The sequence below is a fragment of the Serratia plymuthica genome (assembly GCF_018336935.1).
GTDB classification, from domain to species: Bacteria; Pseudomonadota; Gammaproteobacteria; order Enterobacterales; family Enterobacteriaceae; genus Serratia; species Serratia plymuthica_B.
Genome location: NZ_CP068771.1, coordinates 2,631,790 through 2,652,125, shown reverse-complemented (window position 1 = coordinate 2,652,125; position 20,336 = coordinate 2,631,790). Strand labels below are relative to the sequence as shown.

General features: G+C 54.4%; 20 protein-coding genes. 11 read left to right on the top strand and 9 right to left on the bottom strand.

Annotated elements, in window-relative coordinates; translation table 11 throughout:
- Positions 1-39 precede the first annotated feature (39 nt).
- Together cobO and JK621_RS12240 are read right to left on the bottom strand one after the other, a co-directional pair.
- Positions 40-630, bottom strand: a complete 591-nt coding sequence (gene cobO, locus JK621_RS12245) for a cob(I)yrinic acid a,c-diamide adenosyltransferase (protein ID WP_126483062.1) — start codon at positions 628-630, stop codon at positions 40-42.
- Positions 631-643: 13 nt separating this feature from the next.
- Positions 644-1,405 carry a YciK family oxidoreductase gene (locus JK621_RS12240; protein ID WP_212560037.1) on the bottom strand — a complete coding sequence of 254 codons (762 nt, stop codon included), beginning with the start codon at positions 1,403-1,405 and terminating at the stop codon, positions 644-646.
- A gap of 357 nt (positions 1,406-1,762) precedes the next feature.
- Between JK621_RS12240 and sohB the strand changes: the two genes are divergently transcribed.
- A complete protein-coding gene (sohB, locus tag JK621_RS12235; RefSeq protein ID WP_212560036.1) occupies positions 1,763-2,809 on the top strand; it encodes a protease SohB in 1,047 nt (348 codons plus the stop codon).
- A gap of 45 nt (positions 2,810-2,854) precedes the next feature.
- Here the strand turns inward: sohB and JK621_RS12230 are convergent, their stop codons facing one another.
- On the bottom strand, positions 2,855-3,106 hold the full coding sequence (locus tag JK621_RS12230) for a YciN family protein (RefSeq protein WP_212560035.1): 252 nt from the start codon (positions 3,104-3,106) through the stop codon (positions 2,855-2,857).
- Positions 3,107-3,531: 425 nt separating this feature from the next.
- Between JK621_RS12230 and topA the strand changes: the two genes are divergently transcribed.
- Both topA and cysB read left to right on the top strand, forming a co-directional pair.
- Positions 3,532-6,129 carry a type I DNA topoisomerase gene (gene topA, locus JK621_RS12225; protein ID WP_212560034.1) on the top strand — a complete coding sequence of 866 codons (2,598 nt, stop codon included), beginning with the start codon at positions 3,532-3,534 and terminating at the stop codon, positions 6,127-6,129.
- Between the two features lie 347 nt (positions 6,130-6,476).
- Entirely contained in the window at positions 6,477-7,451 is a 975-nt protein-coding gene (gene cysB, locus JK621_RS12220) for an HTH-type transcriptional regulator CysB (protein ID WP_004945202.1), read from the top strand.
- 124 nt (positions 7,452-7,575) lie between these two features.
- Here cysB and JK621_RS12215 read toward each other — a convergent pair whose 3' ends face one another.
- Positions 7,576-8,187 (bottom strand): hypothetical protein, encoded by a 612-nt coding sequence (locus tag JK621_RS12215; protein WP_212560033.1) that lies wholly within the window; start codon positions 8,185-8,187, stop codon positions 7,576-7,578.
- A gap of 370 nt (positions 8,188-8,557) precedes the next feature.
- On the opposite strand from JK621_RS12215, the gene acnA reads away from it, so the two are divergent.
- Positions 8,558-11,230 (top strand): aconitate hydratase AcnA, encoded by a 2,673-nt coding sequence (acnA, locus tag JK621_RS12210; RefSeq protein WP_212560032.1) that lies wholly within the window; start codon positions 8,558-8,560, stop codon positions 11,228-11,230.
- Positions 11,231-11,286: 56 nt separating this feature from the next.
- Here acnA and ribA read toward each other — a convergent pair whose 3' ends face one another.
- Positions 11,287-11,880, bottom strand: coding sequence for a GTP cyclohydrolase II (gene ribA / locus JK621_RS12205; RefSeq protein WP_006321116.1), 594 nt, complete (start codon positions 11,878-11,880; stop codon positions 11,287-11,289).
- Positions 11,881-12,157: 277 nt separating this feature from the next.
- Here ribA and pgpB point away from each other — a divergent pair, with 277 nt between their 5' ends.
- The 3 genes from pgpB (at position 12,158) to lapB (ending at position 14,750) form a co-directional block, all read left to right on the top strand.
- Positions 12,158-12,928 carry a phosphatidylglycerophosphatase B gene (gene pgpB, locus JK621_RS12200; protein WP_212560031.1) on the top strand — a complete coding sequence of 257 codons (771 nt, stop codon included), beginning with the start codon at positions 12,158-12,160 and terminating at the stop codon, positions 12,926-12,928.
- 343 nt (positions 12,929-13,271) lie between these two features.
- Positions 13,272-13,574, top strand: coding sequence for a LapA family protein (locus tag JK621_RS12195; RefSeq protein ID WP_126483052.1), 303 nt, complete (start codon positions 13,272-13,274; stop codon positions 13,572-13,574).
- Positions 13,575-13,580: 6 nt separating this feature from the next.
- Positions 13,581-14,750, top strand: a complete 1,170-nt coding sequence (lapB, locus tag JK621_RS12190) for a lipopolysaccharide assembly protein LapB (RefSeq protein ID WP_126483050.1) — start codon at positions 13,581-13,583, stop codon at positions 14,748-14,750.
- Between the two features lie 44 nt (positions 14,751-14,794).
- Here the strand turns inward: lapB and JK621_RS12185 are convergent, their stop codons facing one another.
- Entirely contained in the window at positions 14,795-15,091 is a 297-nt protein-coding gene (locus tag JK621_RS12185; protein ID WP_212560030.1) for an Arc family DNA-binding protein, read from the bottom strand.
- Between the two features lie 167 nt (positions 15,092-15,258).
- Entirely contained in the window at positions 15,259-15,519 is a 261-nt protein-coding gene (gene bhsA, locus JK621_RS12180) for a multiple stress resistance protein BhsA (protein ID WP_212560029.1), read from the bottom strand.
- Between the two features lie 328 nt (positions 15,520-15,847).
- Here bhsA and pyrF point away from each other — a divergent pair, with 328 nt between their 5' ends.
- Positions 15,848-16,576 (top strand): orotidine-5'-phosphate decarboxylase, encoded by a 729-nt coding sequence (pyrF, locus tag JK621_RS12175; protein ID WP_212560028.1) that lies wholly within the window; start codon positions 15,848-15,850, stop codon positions 16,574-16,576.
- A gap of 11 nt (positions 16,577-16,587) precedes the next feature.
- Positions 16,588-16,914 (top strand): stress response translation initiation inhibitor YciH, encoded by a 327-nt coding sequence (gene yciH, locus JK621_RS12170; protein ID WP_006317152.1) that lies wholly within the window; start codon positions 16,588-16,590, stop codon positions 16,912-16,914.
- Between the two features lie 202 nt (positions 16,915-17,116).
- Here yciH and osmB read toward each other — a convergent pair whose 3' ends face one another.
- On the bottom strand, positions 17,117-17,335 hold the full coding sequence (osmB, locus tag JK621_RS12165) for an osmotically-inducible lipoprotein OsmB (protein WP_004945176.1): 219 nt from the start codon (positions 17,333-17,335) through the stop codon (positions 17,117-17,119).
- 371 nt (positions 17,336-17,706) lie between these two features.
- Between osmB and araD the strand changes: the two genes are divergently transcribed.
- Positions 17,707-18,402, top strand: a complete 696-nt coding sequence (gene araD, locus JK621_RS12160) for an L-ribulose-5-phosphate 4-epimerase (protein ID WP_212560027.1) — start codon at positions 17,707-17,709, stop codon at positions 18,400-18,402.
- Between the two features lie 49 nt (positions 18,403-18,451).
- Here araD and JK621_RS12155 read toward each other — a convergent pair whose 3' ends face one another.
- A complete protein-coding gene (locus JK621_RS12155; RefSeq protein WP_212560026.1) occupies positions 18,452-19,198 on the bottom strand; it encodes a DNA-binding transcriptional regulator YciT in 747 nt (248 codons plus the stop codon).
- Between the two features lie 343 nt (positions 19,199-19,541).
- Here JK621_RS12155 and fsa point away from each other — a divergent pair, with 343 nt between their 5' ends.
- Positions 19,542-20,207 carry a fructose-6-phosphate aldolase gene (gene fsa, locus JK621_RS12150; protein ID WP_212560025.1) on the top strand — a complete coding sequence of 222 codons (666 nt, stop codon included), beginning with the start codon at positions 19,542-19,544 and terminating at the stop codon, positions 20,205-20,207.
- Positions 20,208-20,336: the final 129 nt, after the last annotated feature.

Here is a 20,336-nt window from a genome sequence, read left to right as displayed (position 1 = left end):
ACGCCGCAACCCTCTCCGGGCTGCGGCGTTTTCTTTTCGTTACCAGTCAATTCCCTGTTGCGCCATGATACCCGCGTCAAACGCGTGTTTCACCGGCCGCATTTCCGTCACCGTATCCGCCATTTCCAACAGATCTCGGTGGCAGCCACGCCCGGTGATAATGACCGTCTGGTGTGCAGGGCGCTGCCGCAAGGCTTCCAGCAGCTCGTCTAACTCAAGATAACCGTAACTGACCATGTAGGTCAGCTCATCCAACAGCACCAGATCCAGGCTGCTGTCGGCCAGCATGCGTTTGCCGTGTTGCCATACGGCCTGACAGGCTGCGGTATCGCCGGCTTTGTTCTGGGTTTCCCAGGTGAAGCCGGTTGCCATTACCTGGAATTCAACGCCGTGCTGCTGCAGCAGGTTTTTTTCCCCGTTCGGCCATTCGCCTTTGATGAACTGAATGACGGCGGCTTTCATGCCGTGGCCGACGGCGCGCGTCACTGTACCGAACGCCGCAGTAGTTTTGCCCTTACCGTTGCCGGTGAACACCAGCAGTAAACCGCGGACTTGCTGGGCGGCGGCGATACGAGCGTCGACCTGTTCTTTCAGGCGCTGCTGACGTTGTTGATGGCGATCTTCGGCCATGATAAAACCTCCTTTATTCAGCGGCGCCGGGTTTACGATTGGGTTGAGCATCGAAGCTCATACCGGTTTTGCGGCGGCTGTCATCGCCCATTAAATAGAGGTAAAGCGGCATAATATCCGCCGGCGTTTTCAGCTTGTTTTTATCTTCATTCGGGAAGGCCGATGCGCGCATTTGAGTGCGCGTTCCGCCAGGATTGATGCAGTTTACCCGAAGATGGCGGCTTTTATACTCTTCGGCCAATACCTGCATCATGCCTTCGGTGGCAAATTTGGAGACCGCATAGGCACCCCAGTTGGCTCGCCCCGTGCGGCCAACGCTGGAGCTGGTAAATACCAGCGATCCCGCATTGGATTTCAGCAGCAGCGGCAGCAGCGCCTGGGTGAGCATAAAGGTCGCGTTGACGTTGACCTGCATGACTTCGTGCCACATCGCCATCGACAAGTCAGCCATCGGCGCGATATCTCCCAACAGCCCTGCGTTATGCAAAACACCGTCGAGACGTGGGATCTGGGTTGCCAGATCCTCCGCAACTTGTTTGCACTGTTTCTGCGTAGTGTGCAGCAAATCCAGCGTGACGGTGAAGCTCGGCGCGCCGCCCAGCCGGGCGATCTCGTCTTGTACCGCCCGCAGCTTGCTTTCGGTACGGCCCAGCAGCACCAGTTGGGCGCCAAATTTGGCGTAGGTGAGTGCGGCTTCGCGTCCGATGCCGTCACCGGCGCCGGTTACCAGGATGATTCTTTGTTCCAGCAGGTCGTGTTTAGGTTGGTAATGCACAATAATTCCTCGCGCCGTGGTGGCTGCTCCCGCTTGCATCGGGGAGTGGTGTGGATTTAGAGACCCAGGCGGGAGCAAAGGCTCGACCGCATGCAGGATCCCGCAGCGAATTTGGTCATCATGTTGATGAATAATGCGTGTTATATGCCTCAAATGGATCGTATTTTCAATGATTGGGCAGCAGAATCGGCATTCTTTTGTAACAAAAATGGAACAGCGGTGGCTTGGTTAAGTCAAAAGGCGCCCACATAGTACAGAAGCACCACAAGGAATTTTTATTTAGCCGCGACAGCCACAGCGTCGGTTGGCTAGAATGAATGAAATCATACTAACAATCTGTAAATAAAGGCGGAATCTGTGGAGTTTATATCTGTTTACGGTCTGTTTCTGGCCAAAGTCGCGACGGTAGTGATTGCCATCGCCGCGCTGGCGTTGCTGGCGGTCAGTATCGGGCAACGCAAGGCTCGGCACAAAGGGGAACTGCAGCTTACCGATCTCGGTGAGCAATATCGCGAGATGCAGCGCGACATGCGCCTGGCGCGTATGGGCGATGCGGAACAAAAGGCCTGGAGCAAGCAGTTTAAAAAGCAGACAAAAGCCGACGATAAACTGAAAAAACAGCGTGCTAAGGCCGGTGCGGTTGAAGCGACCAAGCCTTGCCTGTATGTGCTCGATTTCAAAGGCAGTATGGATGCCCATGAAGTGACTTCGCTGCGTGAGGAAATCTCGGCGGTGCTGGCGGTGGCAACCCCGCAGGATGAGGTTCTGTTACGGTTGGAAAGCCCAGGCGGGGTAGTGCACGGTTATGGCCTGGCGGCATCGCAGTTGGCACGCTTGCGTACCGGTGGTATCCGGCTGACGGTAGCGGTAGACAAGGTGGCGGCCAGCGGCGGCTACATGATGGCCTGCGTGGCGGATCGCATCGTCGCGGCACCTTTCGCCATCATCGGTTCTATCGGCGTGGTGGCGCAGATCCCCAACTTCCACCGTCTGCTGAAAAAGAACGATATTGATGTGGAATTGCATACTGCCGGTCAGTTCAAACGCACGCTGACGCTGTTTGGGGAAAACACCGAACAGGGGCGCGAGAAATTCCGCGAAGATCTGAATGAAACCCATGAGCTGTTTAAAGAATTTGTGCATCAGCAACGGCCTTCGCTGGATATCGACAGCGTGGCGACCGGTGAGCACTGGTTTGGCTCCCAGGCGAAAGATAAAGGGCTGGTTGATGCGATTGGCACCAGCGACGATCTGTTGATCGCCGAAATGGAAAATCACGAAGTGGTCGGGGTGCGCTATGCGCGCCGTAAACGTCTGATGGATCGTTTTACCGGCAGCGCGGCGGAAAGCGTCGATCGTTTGCTGCTGCGTTGGTGGCAGCGCGGTGAAAAGCCGCTGCTTTAAGCGCTTTGATGAAACGCAACGGGGGCTAAAACCCCCGTTTTTTGCTTAATCGACCAAATGATATTTTTCGGAAAGTACATGGGCCAAATGTTTAAACATATTAAATACTGCAGTGGTTTTTACCGTAGGTAATCCATCCTGATCCAAAAAGAATTCGCCACGGAAAACTAAAACGCTGCCTTTTTGTTCAACATCGTTAGCCACCATGCCTTGCAGATAATCGCTATGCTGTCGAATAATTTTATTTGCTTCTTGCAGCAGGGCCTCGCGGCCAATGGGGATGGTATTAATGCGCATTATTACACTCCAATCATAAATTCTGCGCGTATTCTAACGCCGGTTCGCATTTATCCGCAAACAGACTAAGGTTTATTTGCCATCTGGATGGCTAGCGGTATCCATCGATTGGCGAAATCTCTCTTTCCGTGCTAATTAGGTTGCGTGACGCTTTTTATCAGGTAGAGTGTGGGATTTTGCGGCGTCAGGTGGAAGTTTTTGTTTACGCCATGAATGAGTCTCACACAGCCATACTTCTGGGGCATGAGTGAATGGTCTGCAGGATCAACAACTTGCATTCAGGTTGAGCAGTTAAGCAGCCAATAGAAAAAAACATGTTGATCTCTTGCCAGACTGCCGCAATATAAAAAAGAGAGATGAATCGCTGCGGCACGGCGAGATAAAAGACTTCTTTTTAGAAGAAACAAATTTAGGTAAAGGTAAATATGGGTAAAGCTCTCGTAATAGTTGAGTCCCCGGCAAAAGCCAAAACTATTAATAAATACTTAGGTAATGACTACGTGGTGAAGTCCAGCGTCGGTCATATCCGTGATTTGCCGACCAGTGGCTCAGCCAGCAAAAAGAGCGCTGACTCAACCGAAGACAAAGCCAAGAAGAAAGTTAAAAAAGATGAGAAAACGGCGCTGGTAAATCGGATGGGCGTCGATCCTTATCATGGCTGGAAAGCGGATTATGAAATTCTGCCAGGTAAAGAAAAAGTTGTCGCAGAGTTAAAATCGTTAGCGGAAAACGCCGACCATATTTATCTCGCAACCGACCTTGACCGCGAAGGGGAAGCCATTGCCTGGCACCTGCGGGAAGTGATCGGTGGTGACGACAAACGCTTTAGCCGCGTGGTGTTCAACGAAATCACCAAGAATGCGATCCAACAGGCCTTCAAACAGCCGGGTGAGTTGAATATCGATCGTGTCAACGCACAGCAGGCGCGTCGCTTTATGGACCGCGTAGTGGGTTACATGGTATCGCCGCTGCTGTGGAAGAAAATTGCCCGCGGCCTGTCTGCCGGGCGCGTGCAATCTGTTGCGGTACGGTTGGTGGTGGAGCGTGAGCGCGACATCAAAGCCTTTGTGCCGGAAGAGTACTGGGAGCTGCACGCCGACCTGCTGGCAAAGAATGATGTCGCTCTGCAGATGGAAGTGACGCATGCCCACGACAAACCGTTCAAACCGGTTAACCGTGAGCAGACTCACGCTGCCCTTAAACTGCTGGAGAAAGCCCGTTATACGGTGCTGGATCGCGAAGACAAACCTACCAGCAGCAAGCCTGGCGCACCCTTCATTACCTCTACGCTGCAACAGGCGGCCAGCACCCGTCTGAGTTTTGGCGTGAAGAAGACCATGATGATGGCACAGCGGTTGTATGAAGCCGGCCACATCACCTACATGCGTACCGACTCCACCAACCTGAGCCAGGATGCGCTCAACATGGTGCGTGGTTATATCGGCGACAATTTCGGCGACAAGTACCTGCCGAAAGCGCCGAATCAGTACAGCAGCAAAGAAAACTCGCAGGAAGCGCACGAAGCTATCCGTCCGTCGGATGTGAACGTGCTGGCCGAGCAGTTGAAAGATATGGAAGCGGATGCGCAGAAGCTGTATCAGTTGATTTGGCGCCAGTTTGTGGCCTGTCAGATGACGCCGGCGCAGTACGATTCCACTACGCTGTCGGTGAAGGCCGGTGATTATCAGTTGCGCGCCAAAGGCCGTACGCTGCGCTTCGATGGTTGGACCAAAGTGATGCCTGCCTTGCGCAAGGGTGATGAAGACCGCACTCTGCCGTACGTCGAAGTAGGCAGCGATCTGGAACTGCAAAAGCTGATCCCGAGCCAGCACTTCACCAAGCCGCCTGCGCGTTACAGCGAAGCCTCGCTGGTGAAAGAGCTGGAAAAACGCGGTATCGGCCGTCCATCGACTTATGCATCGATTATCTCGACCATTCAGGATCGTGGCTATGTACGGGTCGAAAGTCGCCGTTTCTACGCCGAGAAAATGGGTGAGATCGTTACTGACCGTCTGGAAGAAAACTTCCGTGAGCTGATGAACTATGACTTTACCGCTCGCATGGAAGACGGCCTTGACCAGGTAGCCAATAACCACGCCGAGTGGAAAGCGGTGCTGGATGAGTTTTTTGCCGAGTTCAGCGAACAGCTGGAAACGGCGGAGAAAGATCCTGAAGACGGCGGTATGCGCCCGAATCAGATGGTCATGACCAGCATTGATTGCCCGACCTGCGGCCGTAAAATGGGTATCCGAACCGCCAGTACCGGCGTGTTCCTCGGTTGTTCCGGCTATGCGCTGCCGCCGAAGGAGCGCTGCAAAACCACCATTAACCTGGTGCCGGAAACGGAAGTGTTGAACATCCTCGAAGGGGATGATGCAGAAACCAACGCGTTGCGTGCTCGTCATCGTTGCCAGAAATGCGGCACGGCGATGGACAGCTACCTGATCGATAACCAGCGCAAGCTGCACGTCTGCGGTAACAACCCGGCGTGTGACGGCTATGAAATCGAAGAGGGCGAATTCCGTCTGAAAGGGTATGACGGCCCGGTGGTTGAGTGCGACAAATGTGGTTCCGAAATGCACCTGAAAATGGGGCGCTTCGGTAAGTACATGGGTTGTACCAACGAGACGTGCAAAAACACCCGTAAGATCCTGCGTAACGGCGATGTTGCGCCGCCGAAGGAAGATCCGGTTCCGTTGCCGGAATTGCCATGCGAAAAGTCAGACGCTTACTTTGTGCTGCGCGACGGTGCTGCCGGCGTGTTCCTGGCGGCCAATACCTTCCCTAAATCGCGCGAAACTCGTGCGCCGCTGGTAGAAGAGCTGGCCCGCTTCAAGGATCGTCTGCCGGAAAAACTGCGTTACCTGGCGGATGCGCCGGTCGCGGATGGCGAAGGCAACAAAACGATGGTGCGCTTCAGCCGTAAAACCAAACAGCAGTATGTCTCTTCGGAGAAAGACGGTAAGGCCACAGGTTGGTCCGCTTTCTACGTTGACGGCAAATGGGTTGAAGGCAAAAAGTAAATCTGCAGCCTGAATGCAATAATAAAAACCAGCCCTTGTGGCTGGTTTTTTGTTGCCTAAAACGGGCGCGGGACTCTTTTCCCTGCCCCGGAGCCAGGGTTTCACATTGATAGCAATGCAAAATAATCGTTATCATGATGTGACGTGGATCTATACTTGAAGCGGCTACGTGATATAGTGGTTATATAAAAAGTTTTTTTATGATTAAAGCTTATTAATAACGGCGTTTTCTTCAGCATCTGGGTGAGACACTGTGTTTAGGCTTGTCAGTTTTCAGCATACCGGGGCGACACCGATATACCTGGCTGCGGGTAAGCCGCAGTGTTTAACCTAGGATGGTATAAGATATGAAATTGCAGCAGCTTCGTTACATTGTGGAAGTGGTTAACCACAACCTGAATGTTTCCTCGACGGCGGAAGGGCTTTACACTTCACAACCCGGTATCAGCAAGCAAGTGCGCATGCTGGAGGATGAGTTGGGTATCCAGATTTTCGCTCGCAGCGGAAAGCACCTTACTCAGGTTACCCCAGCAGGCCAGGAAATCATCCGCATCGCGCGTGAAGTTCTGTCTAAAGTGGACGCGATCAAAGCCGTTGCCGGCGAGCACACCTATCCAGATAAAGGTTCGCTGTACGTCGCTACTACTCATACTCAGGCGCGTTACGCGCTGCCCAATGTCATCAAAGGCTTTATCGAGCGCTACCCGCGCGTTTCGTTGCACATGCACCAGGGGTCGCCGACGCAAATTGCAGAAGCGGTATCCAAAGGCAATGCAGACTTTGCCATTGCCACCGAAGCGCTGCATCTTTACGACGATTTGATTATGTTGCCTTGTTACCATTGGAACCGTGCGGTGGTAGTGAAGCCCGATCACCCATTAGCCGGTAAAAGCCATATCACTATTGAAGAATTGGCGGCTTACCCGATTGTCACCTATACCTTCGGTTTTACCGGGCGTTCTGAGCTGGATACGGCGTTTAACCGTGCCGGCCTGACGCCACGCATCGTATTTACCGCAACGGATGCCGATGTGATTAAAACCTACGTGCGCCTGGGATTAGGGGTCGGGGTTATCGCCAGTATGGCGGTGGATCCGGTGCAGGATCCGGATCTGGTGACCGTGGATGCGCGCGATATCTTCACCTACAGCACCACCAAAATCGGCTTCCGCCGCAGCACTTTCCTGCGCAGTTACATGTACGATTTCATTCAGCGCTTTGCACCGCACCTGACTCGCGACGTGGTCGACAACGCCGTAGCACTGCGATCCAACGAAGAAATCGAAGCGATGTTCAAAGACATCAAGCTGCCGATTAAGTAAACCGTTAGACGGGGAATGGATCCCGAGATGAGTTTGGCGCAGAAGGAGGGGATTATCCCTCCTTTTCCCTATTTGAAGAACGGCCTTCCCCGTAGTTGAAAGCATTTCCCCACCCATTATCTCTTTAGGGTTCAGTTGCGGTGACTGCCAACTTGCGTTGCACTGAGAGCAGCGTGCGTCGCCTTATCCAGCCGCTGGCAGGCCGAATGGCTGCCCAGTAGCAGGCTAAGCGGGCTTTAACCTGTGGTGTTGGGCACCAGATGAAGGTTTCCGTACAAAGCGTTGCCAAGCCGGCCGCATCCTGGGTGACGATAAAGCGCAGTACCAGTTTGGCTGCAGCGGGATCGGCGAATTGGTGAAAAGCTGCCGCGTTTTCCAGTCTGTGGACACCCAGCATGGGTTTCCAAAATTGCCCGGCCAACCCAAGAGAAACCTCGTTGCTGTCCTGATGGAGCTGGGTAAAACTCTCGAAACCAAAGGCCTCGGGCGGCGACGTACGTTTTGTTTCGGCACCCCATTGGAGCAATTTTTTTGGCAGTTGGCGCAGCATCAGCAGCCGACGGATAATCGGATCTTCCTCCATATTCAACGTAAGCACCGCCTGAATAATCGCCTCAGGGCGCGCATTAATGGGTTCTGACTGATGCCTTTCATAAAAGCTGAAAGCGGGAAGATAAGGGGTGGCGCCTTCCCAGCGCCGACACTCCCGTTCACTAACGAATCCCAAAAACGCCACTGTCCGCTCCTTATATTTAGTGTATTACGATGCCATCGTCGGCAGGACAAGCGCTATGCCGAATCCGTACAGGATAACCTTTTTTGCCTGCGGGATACCGTTATCGCAACCGATATTTTGCGGTAGCGCATTGATAGTCGTCGGGATCTTATTTATTTTCGCCGTGCCGCCCGTACGCAGTATGTATACAGTTACGGCCCTTCAGTACATGATTTAGCCGCAGGCGTGAGCGCTTTCCGCCGTTGATTACTTCTGCCTATCGTTCTGATCAAAACGTGTTGTTATCAAAACGTTAATTGTTCTATGTGGTATCTTTAAACAAGACCTCAGTGATTACCCTGTTTTAGTCATAATAAGAAATGGAGGAGCTATGTCGTCCGATCTTAGAGAAACGAGTCTGGATAAGCTGGTTGCGCTGAATAGCGAGTACTACTATTACAGCCTGCCGCTGGCGGCGAAACAGTTGGGTGATATCGACCGGCTGCCAAAATCAATGAAAGTGCTGTTGGAAAACCTGCTGCGCCATGTGGATGGCGACACCGTGCAGGTTGATGACCTGAAGGCCATCGTCGATTGGTTGCAAACCGGCCATGCCGATCGCGAAATTGCCTATCGCCCGGCGCGCGTGTTGATGCAGGACTTTACCGGCGTGCCTGCGGTGGTGGATCTGGCCGCCATGCGTGAAGCGGTGCAGCGGTTGGGGGGCAATGTTGACCAGGTTAACCCGCTGTCGCCGGTTGATCTGGTGATTGACCACTCGGTCACCGTAGATGAATTCGGTGACGACGATGCGTTTGAAGAAAACGTGCGTATCGAAATGGAGCGCAATCACGAACGCTACACTTTCCTGCGTTGGGGGCAGAAAGCCTTCAACCGCTTCCGCGTAGTGCCGCCCGGCACCGGCATCTGTCACCAGGTTAACCTGGAATATCTCGGCCAGACGGTGTGGCATACCGACGAAAGCGGCAGGCACGTTGCCTACCCGGACACCCTGGTCGGCACCGACTCTCACACTACCATGATTAACGGCCTGGGCATTCTCGGTTGGGGCGTTGGCGGTATCGAAGCCGAAGCGGCGATGCTTGGTCAGCCGGTCTCCATGCTGATCCCAGACGTGGTGGGGTTCAAGCTGACGGGCAAACTCAGCGAAGGCATCACCGCCACTGACCTGGTGTTGACGGTGACCCAAATGCTGCGCAAGCACGGCGTGGTCGGTAAATTCGTTGAATTCTACGGCGACGGGCTGGCCAGTTTGCCGTTGGCCGATCGGGCGACCATCGCCAACATGTCGCCGGAGTTTGGCGCCACCTGCGGTTTCTTCCCGGTAGATGAAGTTACACTCGGCTACATGAAACTGAGCGGCCGTAGCGATGAGCAAATTGCGCTGGTGGAAGCCTATGCCAAAGCGCAGGGCATGTGGCGCCATCCTGGCGATGAACCGGTGTTTACCAGCACGCTGGCGCTGGATATGTCGAGGGTAGTGGCCAGCCTCGCCGGGCCGAAACGCCCGCAGGATCGCGTGGCGCTGCCGGACGTGCCGAGGGCGTTTAATGCCGCGACCGAGTTGGACATCGGCAGCCAAAAGAGCAAATCGGAATTCAAATCCTTTACCCTCAGTGGCCAGGAACACGAACTGCACAATGGCGCGGTGGTGATTGCGGCGATCACCTCATGCACCAACACCTCTAACCCCAGCGTGATGATGGCCGCCGGCCTGTTGGCGAAGAATGCGGTGAACAAAGGGCTGCGGACCAAGCCGTGGGTGAAGACCTCTCTGGCGCCTGGCTCCAAGGTGGTCACCGACTATTTCGACAGCGCCAAGCTGACGCCGTACCTTGAAGAGCTGGGTTTTAATCTGGTGGGCTATGGGTGTACCACCTGTATCGGCAACTCCGGGCCATTGCCTGAGGCCATCGAGCAAGCGATCAAAGAAGGCGATCTGACCGTCGGTGCGGTGTTGTCGGGCAACCGCAACTTTGAAGGGCGCATCCACCCGCTGGTGAAAACCAACTGGCTGGCCTCGCCGCCGCTGGTGGTGGCCTATGCACTGGCAGGCAGCATGAAGATCGATCTGACCAAAGAGCCGCTGGGTGACGGGCGTGACGGCAAGCCGGTTTATCTGAAGGATATCTGGCCAAGTAGCCAGGACATCGCCCTGGCGGTGGAGCAGGTTCGTACCGAAATGTTCCACAAGGAATATGGCGCGGTGTTCGACGGTGACGCCAATTGGCAATCGATCCAGGTAACCGGATCGGCCACTTATCAGTGGCAGGCTGATTCCACCTATATCCGCCACCCGCCGTTCTTCAGCACCATGCAGGTGAAACCGGACCCGGTACAGGATATCAAGAATGCGCGAATTCTTGCCATTCTGGCGGATTCCGTGACCACCGACCATATCTCCCCGGCGGGGAATATCAAGCGCGATAGCCCAGCGGGGCGCTACCTGAGCGATCGCGGTGTCGCGGCCCAGGATTTCAACTCATACGGCTCGCGCCGCGGTAACCATGAAGTGATGATGCGCGGCACCTTTGCCAATATCCGCATTCGCAACGAAATGGTGCCGGGGGTCGAAGGGGGCTACACCCGCCATATTCCTTCGCAAAATCAGCTGTCGATCTACGATGCCGCAATGCAGTATCAGCAGGAGCAGGTGCCACTGGCGGTCATTGCCGGGAAAGAGTACGGCTCCGGCTCCAGCCGCGATTGGGCAGCGAAGGGGCCACGCCTGTTGGGGGTTAGGGTGGTGATTGCCGAGTCCTTTGAACGTATCCATCGCTCCAACCTGATCGGTATGGGCATTCTGCCACTGGAGTTCCCGGCTGGCGTCGACCGCAAAACGCTGGGGCTGAGCGGGGATGAGCAGATCAGCGTCGGTGGTTTGCAAACGCTGAAACCGGGGCAGACGGTGCCGGTGCATATCACCTATGCGGACGGTCGTCAGGAAGTGGTTAATACCCGCTGCCGTATCGATACCGGCAATGAGCTGACCTACTACGAGAACGACGGTATCCTGCACTATGTGATCAGGAAAATGTTGTAAGCATGCGGTAATAAAAAGGGCGCCATGGATGGCGCCCAGATTTTTTCGAGAGGAAATTACTTCTGGTCCAGCAAATGGCCCATTTTGGCGGCCTTGGTCGCCAGGTAACGTTCATTTTTTGGATTGCGGCCGACGATCAACGGTACGCGCTCGGTGATGTTGATTCCCGCCTCAGTCAAGATCTCAACCTTTTTCGGGTTGTTGGTCAACAAACGCACCGCGTCCACACCCAGCAATTTGAACATGTCCGCACACAGAGTGAAATCGCGTTCATCAGCGGCAAAGCCGAGTTGATGGTTAGCCTCCACGGTATCGGCACCCTTGTCTTGCAAGGCATAAGCGCGGATCTTGTTCAGCAAACCGATATTGCGACCTTCCTGGCGGTGGTAGAGCAGGATGCCGCGGCCTTCTTCTGCAATATGTTCCAGCGCGGCTTCAAGCTGAAAACCGCAGTCGCAGCGCAGGCTGAACAACGCATCGCCGGTCAGACATTCAGAATGTACGCGTGAGAGTACCGGCGTCGCGCCGGCAATATCACCGAAGACCAGCGCCAGATGATCGTGCCCGGTGGCCAGTTCTTCGAATCCTACCATCAGGAAATCGCCCCAAGGTGTTGGCAGTTTTGCCTCTGCCACCCGTTTAAGCTGCATGTTGCTCTCCACAAACACATCCGATTCAATCGTTGTTGCGCATCCTACGTCCGACTCGGTGACCTGACCAGTATAAAATGTGCAACGGCGATCTCTATTTCGTTAATTATCGGCTATTTTGCCATAACTTCTTGCTCTGCGGTGCTCAGCAAACCAGCATCCGGCGTTTTCAGGCCATTATTATTGCGACAGGTTTTTTATCTGTTTAATTTTTCGAGTGTTATCGATATTGCAAGATTGTTACACTGACCCTTGGCTTAAACAAAGGAAACGTGGAATGTTTGAGATAGCAAAACGCACGGCAGCGGGGGCGATCGTGCTGTTGCTGATGCCGCTGGCAGTGTGGTTATCCGGCTGGCAATGGCAGCCGGGCGGTAACGAACCCTTGCTGAAAGGCCTTTATTGGGTGACCGAAACCGTGACCTCGCCGTGGGGGATTATCACCAGCGCCATTCTCTCCGCCTGGTTTCTGTGGTGTCTGCGATTTCGGCTCAAAGCGGCCATCGGCCTGGTCATTTTGCTCTCTGCCGCGGTATTGATCGGCCAGGGGGTAAAATCACTGATTAAGGATCGGGTACAGGAGCCGCGGCCGTTTGTCGTCTGGCTGGAACAAAACCATGGCGTGGACGAAAAATACTTTTACTCGTTGCCTCGCAAAGAGCGCAGCGCGCTGGTAGCGGAACAGTTGCAGGATCAGCCGCTGGTGCCCGTCTGGCTGAGTAAGCATTGGCAGTTTGAAACCGGCTTCGCCTTTCCTTCAGGGCATACCCTGTTCGCCGCCTCCTGGGCATTGCTGGGGGTGGGGCTGTTGTGGCCGCGTCGCCATTACAAAACCGTCGCATTGCTGATGCTGTGGGCGAGCGGCGTGATGGGCAGCCGTTTGCTGCTGGGCATGCACTGGCCGCGCGATCTGGCGATGGCGACATTGATCAGTTGGCTGCTGGTGACGATTGCCTGCTGGCTGGCGCAACGCTGGTTTGGTCCGCTGGCGTTGCCTCCTCAGGAGCAGCAGGAAGTGGTAGAAAGAACCTCCGGAAGGAAACATTAGGTGACATGGTCACTTATCGCGGCGCCGGGCAGGCGCCGTATTAATCTCTTACATTCGTCAATCATTGCAATTGCCAGGGTTGCCCCCATATCTTTATAAATTCATTATTTTGAGAAGCTTTCTCATTAATTTCCCTGGGCGTGCCATTTACTGCCGAATATGCCGGCAGATATCTGGTTTTATCGTGCGGCAGGGTTTCCCTGGCACGATGGGAAATGCTAACTTAATGGGAGGGACGCCACGTATTGGCATATACCTTTCGTCTTTCGAGTCGCTGCCAGGCGGCAACTTGAAATACATCGGGTATAATTCATCCGATTAACTCGGCATCGCGGGAAAGAATGTGAAATATTTGCTGATTTTTTTGTTGGTTCTGGTGGTTTTCGTGATTTCTGTCACGTTGGGCGCGCATAACGATCAGGTCGTGAGTTTTAATTACCTGGTTGCACAGGGTGATTATCGTATATCGACCCTGTTGGCTGCGTTGTTTGGCGCCGGTTTTGTTCTCGGTTGGGTCATTTGTGGCCTGTTCTATCTGCGCACCCGCATTGCGTTGGGGCGAGCCGAACGCAAAATCAAGAGGCTGGAACTGCAGCTTGAACAGCCTGTTGAGCCGGCAACTCAGCCCGTTGTCAGCAAGGAATAACCTTTTATGTTAGAGCTGCTGTTTCTGTTGCTGCCCGTGGCTGCCGCGTACGGTTGGTACATGGGGCGCAGAAGTGCTCAACAGGATAAACAACAGGAAGCCAACCGTCTGTCGCGTGAATATGTGGCCGGGGTGAACTTCCTGCTTTCCAATCAGCAGGATAAAGCGGTCGATCTGTTCCTCGATATGTTGAAAGAGGATAGCACCACCGTTGAAGCCCACCTGACGCTGGGTAACCTGTTCCGCTCGCGCGGCGAGGTCGACCGCGCAATACGCATCCATCAGGCGCTGATGGAAAGCGCCTCCCTGACCTTCGAACAACGCCTGCTGGCAGTGCAACAGCTCGGGCGCGACTATATGGCCGCGGGCATGTACGATCGCGCGGAAGACATGTTTGGCCAATTGGTCGGCGAAGAGGATTTCCGCATCTCGGCGTTGCAGCAATTGCTGGTGATCCACCAGGCAACCAGCGACTGGCTGAAAGCGATCGACGTGGCGGAAAAACTGGTCAAGCTGGGTAAAGACAAACAACGTATCGAGATCGCGCATTTCTACTGTGAGCTGGCGCTACAGGCTATGGGCAGCGACGATCTTGATAAGGCGATGAGCCTGCTGAAACGTGCGGCCTCGGCGGATAAACAGTGCGCCCGTGTGTCGATTATGCTCGGTCGCATTTATATGGCCCAGGCTGAATACGCCAAAGCGGTCGAGTCCCTGCAGCGGGTGCTGAACCAGGATAAAGAGCTGGTTAGCGAAACCTTGCCTATGCTGCATGAATGTTATCAACATTTGGAAAATCAGCAGGACTGGGCGGAGTTCCTCAAGCGTTGCGTAGAGGAAAATACGGGCGCCACCGCCGAGCTGATGTTGGCGGAGATCATTGAACAGCACGAAGGGCGCGACGTCGTTCAGGTGTATATCAACCGTCAATTACAGCGTCATCCGACCATGCGCGTGTTTTACCGTCTGATGGATTACCACCTGGCGGACGCCGAAGATGGGCGTGCCAAAGAGAGCCTGCTGCTGCTGCGCGACATGGTGGGTGAGCAAATCCGTACCAAACCGCGCTATCGTTGCCACAAATGCGGTTTTACCGCGCATTCACTGTATTGGCATTGCCCGTCATGTCGGGCCTGGGCATCGGTTAAGCCGATTCGCGGGCTGGATGGGCAATAAAAAACGGGGCGATAATATCGCCCCGTTTTTCGTAGTATAGGGTATTACTTTTTCTTGCCGGCTTTCACGCCGCCTTTCAGCAACTGACGCAGCTTTTTCAATTCTTTCTGGTTCAGAGGCTGTTCGATTTCTTCTTCAATCCCCTGATTATCGATTTCGCCGTGGTGCAGCTCATCCGATTTTTTAGCGGTTTTTTCCGCTTTAACCGGCGCTTCGAAGCTGCTTTCAAGGCGCTGACACACCTCAGCACTCAGAGAGAGTTGGTTCTCAGCGGCAATAGTACGAATTTTCTCTTTGAGTTCCAGAGGGATTTTGATGGTTAGTGTAGATATCTCGCTCATTTTGAAGCCTTTCTGCGGGAAGATACCTTCAAGCTAAGCCAGTAATGAGTAAGAGTCTAGGGTGTAATAAAAATTTAATATTTATGTAACATTGGGCGCGGGAATTATGAACGTAATGGCGGGGAAATAGGCAGAGCCCGGCGTGCCGGGCCCTATAGCGAAGAGACTTATTTGTAGATGATGGCAGTACCGCTCAGCAGGTTGTTACCACCGGCGGAGATAATGCGGTAGCTGCTGGCGCCCTGAGCTTCTGCTTTGGCTGCCAGTTTGGCTTCCAGGCCGCTCAGGGTCGTTGCGTGGCCTGCGGAGACGACACCGGCAGGCGCCAGGTCATTGGCCTGTTGCAAATTGACAGGTTCAGCGGCGAAGGTTGCGAAAGAGGTCAGGGCGATGGCGGTAGCGGCTGCAAAATATTTGATGGTTTTCATGGGTGACTCCGGTCAGTTTGTTTAGGTTGGAAGCAGTTCGCTTCCGATGTGTTGAATAATAAAGTATCCGTACGGATTTAAAATCTGATAATGCTGAGCATCTTGTTCAAAATATCTGATTGATAATTTACGCATCTTTACGGCGCTTTACGCAGCCTGCGCTATTGGTTTTGGGGGCTTATTGACGCTTGATGACGAACGATGGATTAACATTACTTAACGGCAGAGGGCGCTGTGGCTGGGATTTCTGCCGGCCGGCATGTAGAATGCGGCGGTCAGTTTGGTGGGTTATTACCTGGTCATGTCCATTTTAAAGAAGGTAGAAGAAATGAAGTCTGAAAAAAACATTAATAACAATGACTTAAAATCATCTCCGATCATCGTTGCGCTGGATTATGCCGATAAAGGCGCCGCGTTGGCGTTTGCCGATCGCATTAATCCGCAGGACTGTCGATTAAAAGTGGGCAAAGAAATGTTCACCCTGTTTGGGCCGCAGCTGGTGCGCGATTTGCACGAGCGCGGCTTCGACGTATTCCTGGATTTAAAATTCCACGATATCCCCAATACCACGGCCCATGCGGTAGCGGCAGCGGCCGAACTGGGCGTATGGATGGTCAACGTCCACGCCAGCGGCGGCGCACGCATGATGACTGCGGCTAAAGAGGCGCTGCTGCCCTATGGCGCAGAGGCGCCGTTATTGATCGCCGTAACCGTGCTCACCAGCATGGAAGCGGAGGATCTGCAGGCTATCGGCATCAACATTTCTCCGGCCGAGCAGGCTGAGCGGCTGGCGCGTTTGGCCCGTGATTGCGGGCTGGACGGTGTTGTCTGTTCGGCGCATGAGGCCGAACGGCTGAAAGCAGCCTGCGGGCGTCAGTTCCAGCTGGTCACGCCGGGCATTCGTCCAGAGGGCAGCGCAGCCGGCGATCAACGCCGCATCATGACGCCGGTGCAGGCGCAGGCCGCCGGGGTCGATTATATGGTGATTGGGCGCCCGATCACCCAATCCGCCGATCCTGCCGCCACGCTGAGCGCTATTCGCGCCTCGCTGGCTTAAGGGGGCTTGAAATGAATGACGACAATAGCCGGTTGGTTTACTCCACCGACAGCGGGCGCATCAAGCAAGAAGAGGTCAAACCGCAGCGAGCCAAGGGAGACGGCATCGTGCGCATTCAGCGCCAGACCAGTGGGCGCAAGGGGAAGGGCGTTTGCCTGATCACCGGAATTGATTTGGACGATGCGGCGCTTGAAAAGCTGGCGGCAGAGCTGAAGAAGAAATGCGGGTGCGGTGGCTCGGTCAAAGATGCGGTGATCGAGATCCAGGGCGATAAACGTGATCTCCTCAAGCAGTTGCTGGAAGCCAAGGGGATGAAGGTCAAGCTGGCGGGCGGTTAACGGCTGCAGGCGGAGTGCCATGCCGCAGTGCAATGTTGCGGCATGGCTTAGGTCGTGCTGTCGGGCCGGAGCCCATCGATGGCGAAAATGCCATGGATTAAAGGTAATACAGACCTGAAATAATCTTTATTATGCTTAATACGTCAAAGCGAAAACGCTTTTGCCAGCCTGTCGGCAGAGGTATCTACAGCGGCCGTGCTGGTTATTTGCCAACCTGATGCCCAATGATGCCCCCAACGGCGGCCCCACCAAGCGTACCCAATGCGCTACCATCGGTCAGTACTGCACCGCCTACGGCCCCTGCGCCGGCACCAATTGCGGTGTTGCGGTCACGTTTGGACATGTTGGAACAAGCACTGAGTGAAAACGCCAGAGTCAGTGCCAGAGCAGCGGTGGCGAAACGTTTATTGATAATCATCATAATGACTTCTCCTTAGCATTGGCTATATGGAAGTGCCCTTTAAGTATAGGCGTGAACCATAAATTCGGCCTGCTATCGGCTCCCATACAGTATCGATATAAAAAATGGCATTATTTGTTAAAGGCAGAACATTAAAAAATTGAAAGCGGTTTTTCTGCCCAAATTCACTATAAGCGACTGTTGAGCAATAAACAGGTAAATAGTCCTAAATTCCTGATGCCTCTCTTTCTTTCCGATAAGCGAATCACCGTTTAACCCCGCAGAACTCCGCATCCAGCAGAAGCCTACGCGGTCTTTAGCGATTTATGCCATACCGCCCCGTCGCCGGCCTACCGACAATATTCGCAGACAGGCTTAACCGGGAAAGACAAATGCTCGACGATCTTAAACAGCAGGTATTGGCAGCAAATCTGGCATTGCCGCGCCACCATCTGGTGACCTTCACCTGGGGCAACGTCAGCGCCCTCGATCGCCAGGCAGGGCTGATGGTGATCAAACCTTCCGGGGTGGAGTATGAGGTAATGACCTGTGACGATATGGTGGTAGTGGAACTGGAAAGCGGCAATGTGGTGGAGGGCAATAAAAAACCCTCTTCAGACAGTGATACTCACCGGGCATTGTATCTCGAGTTCGATGCGGTCGGCGGTATTGTGCACACCCATTCGCGGCACGCCACCATCTGGGCGCAGGCCGGCCAGGATATCCCCGCCTGGGGCACCACTCATGCCGATTATTTCTACGGTGACATTCCCTGTACTCGAACCATGCGGGATGAGGAAATTGCCGGGCGTTATGAATGGGAGACCGGCAGGGTGATTGTCGAAACCTTCCACGAAAGGCGATTGGATCCGGCCAGCATGCCGGCGGTGCTGGTGCATTCTCACGGCCCGTTTACCTGGGGTAAAGACGCGGATAACGCGGTGCACAATGCCGTCGTGCTGGAGGAAATTGCCTATATGGGGATTTTTTCACGCCAACTGACGCCTGGGCTTGAGAACATGCAGCAAACGTTGCTGGATAAACACTACCTGCGCAAGCACGGCAAAAACGCCTATTACGGGCAGTGAACATCAGGTGGGCAGCCGCAGGGTGCCCGCCTGTCGTTCCAAAAGTCGTTTAATCGCCGACCCTATCCAGCCGTATTCCCTGGCGTTCCAACTGGTGCTGATACTCCGGTTCCAGGCGCGAATCGGTGATCACCCGATCAATCTTTCCTTGCTGTGCCAACGGATTGGGTTGGATCTGACCAAACTTGGACGAATCTGTCAGCACGATATTTTCCATACCCTTCGCCAGCACGGCGTTGACCACGTCGGCGCGCATCATATCGCGGCCGGTAAAGCCGGTTTCCGCATGGTAACCGTCAATGCCGATGAACGCCTTGCTGAAATGAACCTGCTGGATGCACATGCGCGTCAGCGGCCCGACCAGGGTCTCACTCTTTTTCTGATACATGCCACCCAGCACTATCACCTCACAATCGCTCTCTTTCAGCAGAGTGGCGATATAGTGGCTGACGGTAATCAGCGTGATGCTTTTGCGTTCGGCGATATAGCGCGCCAACAGCGCGTTGGTACTGCCATTTTCTATAAAGATGGTTTCGCCGTCGTTAACCTGCGAAGCGGCAAACCGCGCCAGCTTCTGCTTGAGAACAAAATTGGACATCATGCGCGCATCGACGTCGTCGCTTTCCAGCGCCAATGCGGAACCGTGCACCCGTTTCAGATAGCTGCGCTTTTCCAGCAGATTCAAGTCCTGACGGATAGTCACCTCTGAAACCCCGGTGGCGCGCGACAGATCGCTGACGCTGATCCTTCGACGTTCGTTCACCAACTGCAAAATTGTTTGTTGTCTTGAATTCATATCGACCTGATGTGCGGCTACCAATGTGTGGCCGCTAATATTTGTTGTTTAAATAGTATGTTCTGTTCGCGCCATAATACCATCCTGCGCGTCAGAAGATGATGAGGTAAAGAACGCGGATTATCCAGCGTCGCGAGCAACTCTGCCGCGAATGCCCGGGCCGGAAGGGGTGAAGAGCGCGGCGGAACGAAGCCCGCGGGCCACCTGCCATTCAGTGACTCTACTTTTGCCCTTGGCGTTGTTTTGAATGGAAATTGATTTGATAGCGATCAAAAATCATGAGTTCTTTTGCTCTACTATGATGAAAGGTTGAATTCGCCTACAGAAGATTCAGGAGTCCGTAATGGAGCTTTATCTCGATACCGCCGATGTGAATGCTGTAAAACGCCTGGCACGCATTCTGCCGTTGCACGGCGTCACCACCAATCCGAGCATTGTTGCCAAAGAGGGGAAGCCCATTTGGGAGGTCTTGCCGGCGCTGCGTGATGCACTGGGCGGAACCGGCAAGCTGTTTGCCCAGGTGATGGCCAACGACGCAGAGCGCATGGTGGCGGAGGCGGCGCTGCTTCATCAGCGAGTGCCTGGTTTGGTCGTCAAGATCCCGGCGACCGCCGAGGGGCTGGCGGCGATTAAAAAGCTGAAATCGATGTCTATCCCCACATTGGGTACGGCGGTTTATGGCGCCGGACAGGGGCTATTGGCGGCGCTGGCCGGCGCGGAGTACGTCGCCCCCTATGTTAACCGGCTGGACGCACAGGGCGGTGACGGCATCGAAACGGTGCGCGAACTGCAGCAATTGTTGACGCTGCACGTGCCGGGCACCCGGGTGCTGGCCGCCAGCTTCAAGACGCCACGGCAGGCGCTGGAGTGCCTGTTGGCGGGCTGCCAGGCGATTACCTTGCCGGTCGATGTGGCCGAGCAGTTCCTTGTCGCTCCGGCGGTGCAGGCGGCGGTCGAGAAGTTCGAACAGGATTGGCAGGGTGCATTTGGCACCAACCTGCTTAACTGATCCCGTTTACCAGGATGAGAGGCGGCCTTGAGCCGTCTCGATTCTGGTGCCGATCATAACTGTGGTCTGGTCGAAACGAGCCAAGGCGAGAGCCGCCATGCGAGAACAAATGGCGGTGGTGAAATAAGC

Coding starts and splice junctions, on each gene's coding strand:
- cobO (WP_126483062.1), bottom strand. CDS start 630: ATGGCCGAAGATCGCCATCAACAACGTCAGCAGCGCCTGAAAGAACAG.
- JK621_RS12230 (WP_212560035.1), bottom strand. CDS start 3,106: ATGCGCATTAATACCATCCCCATTGGCCGCGAGGCCCTGCTGCAAGAA.
- topA (WP_212560034.1), top strand. CDS start 3,532: ATGGGTAAAGCTCTCGTAATAGTTGAGTCCCCGGCAAAAGCCAAAACT.
- cysB (WP_004945202.1), top strand. CDS start 6,477: ATGAAATTGCAGCAGCTTCGTTACATTGTGGAAGTGGTTAACCACAAC.
- acnA (WP_212560032.1), top strand. CDS start 8,558: ATGTCGTCCGATCTTAGAGAAACGAGTCTGGATAAGCTGGTTGCGCTG.
- ribA (WP_006321116.1), bottom strand. CDS start 11,880: ATGCAGCTTAAACGGGTGGCAGAGGCAAAACTGCCAACACCTTGGGGC.
- pgpB (WP_212560031.1), top strand. CDS start 12,158: ATGTTTGAGATAGCAAAACGCACGGCAGCGGGGGCGATCGTGCTGTTG.
- lapB (WP_126483050.1), top strand. CDS start 13,581: ATGTTAGAGCTGCTGTTTCTGTTGCTGCCCGTGGCTGCCGCGTACGGT.
- JK621_RS12185 (WP_212560030.1), bottom strand. CDS start 15,091: ATGAGCGAGATATCTACACTAACCATCAAAATCCCTCTGGAACTCAAA.
- bhsA (WP_212560029.1), bottom strand. CDS start 15,519: ATGAAAACCATCAAATATTTTGCAGCCGCTACCGCCATCGCCCTGACC.
- pyrF (WP_212560028.1), top strand. CDS start 15,848: ATGAAGTCTGAAAAAAACATTAATAACAATGACTTAAAATCATCTCCG.
- yciH (WP_006317152.1), top strand. CDS start 16,588: ATGAATGACGACAATAGCCGGTTGGTTTACTCCACCGACAGCGGGCGC.
- osmB (WP_004945176.1), bottom strand. CDS start 17,335: ATGATGATTATCAATAAACGTTTCGCCACCGCTGCTCTGGCACTGACT.
- araD (WP_212560027.1), top strand. CDS start 17,707: ATGCTCGACGATCTTAAACAGCAGGTATTGGCAGCAAATCTGGCATTG.
- JK621_RS12155 (WP_212560026.1), bottom strand. CDS start 19,198: ATGAATTCAAGACAACAAACAATTTTGCAGTTGGTGAACGAACGTCGA.
- fsa (WP_212560025.1), top strand. CDS start 19,542: ATGGAGCTTTATCTCGATACCGCCGATGTGAATGCTGTAAAACGCCTG.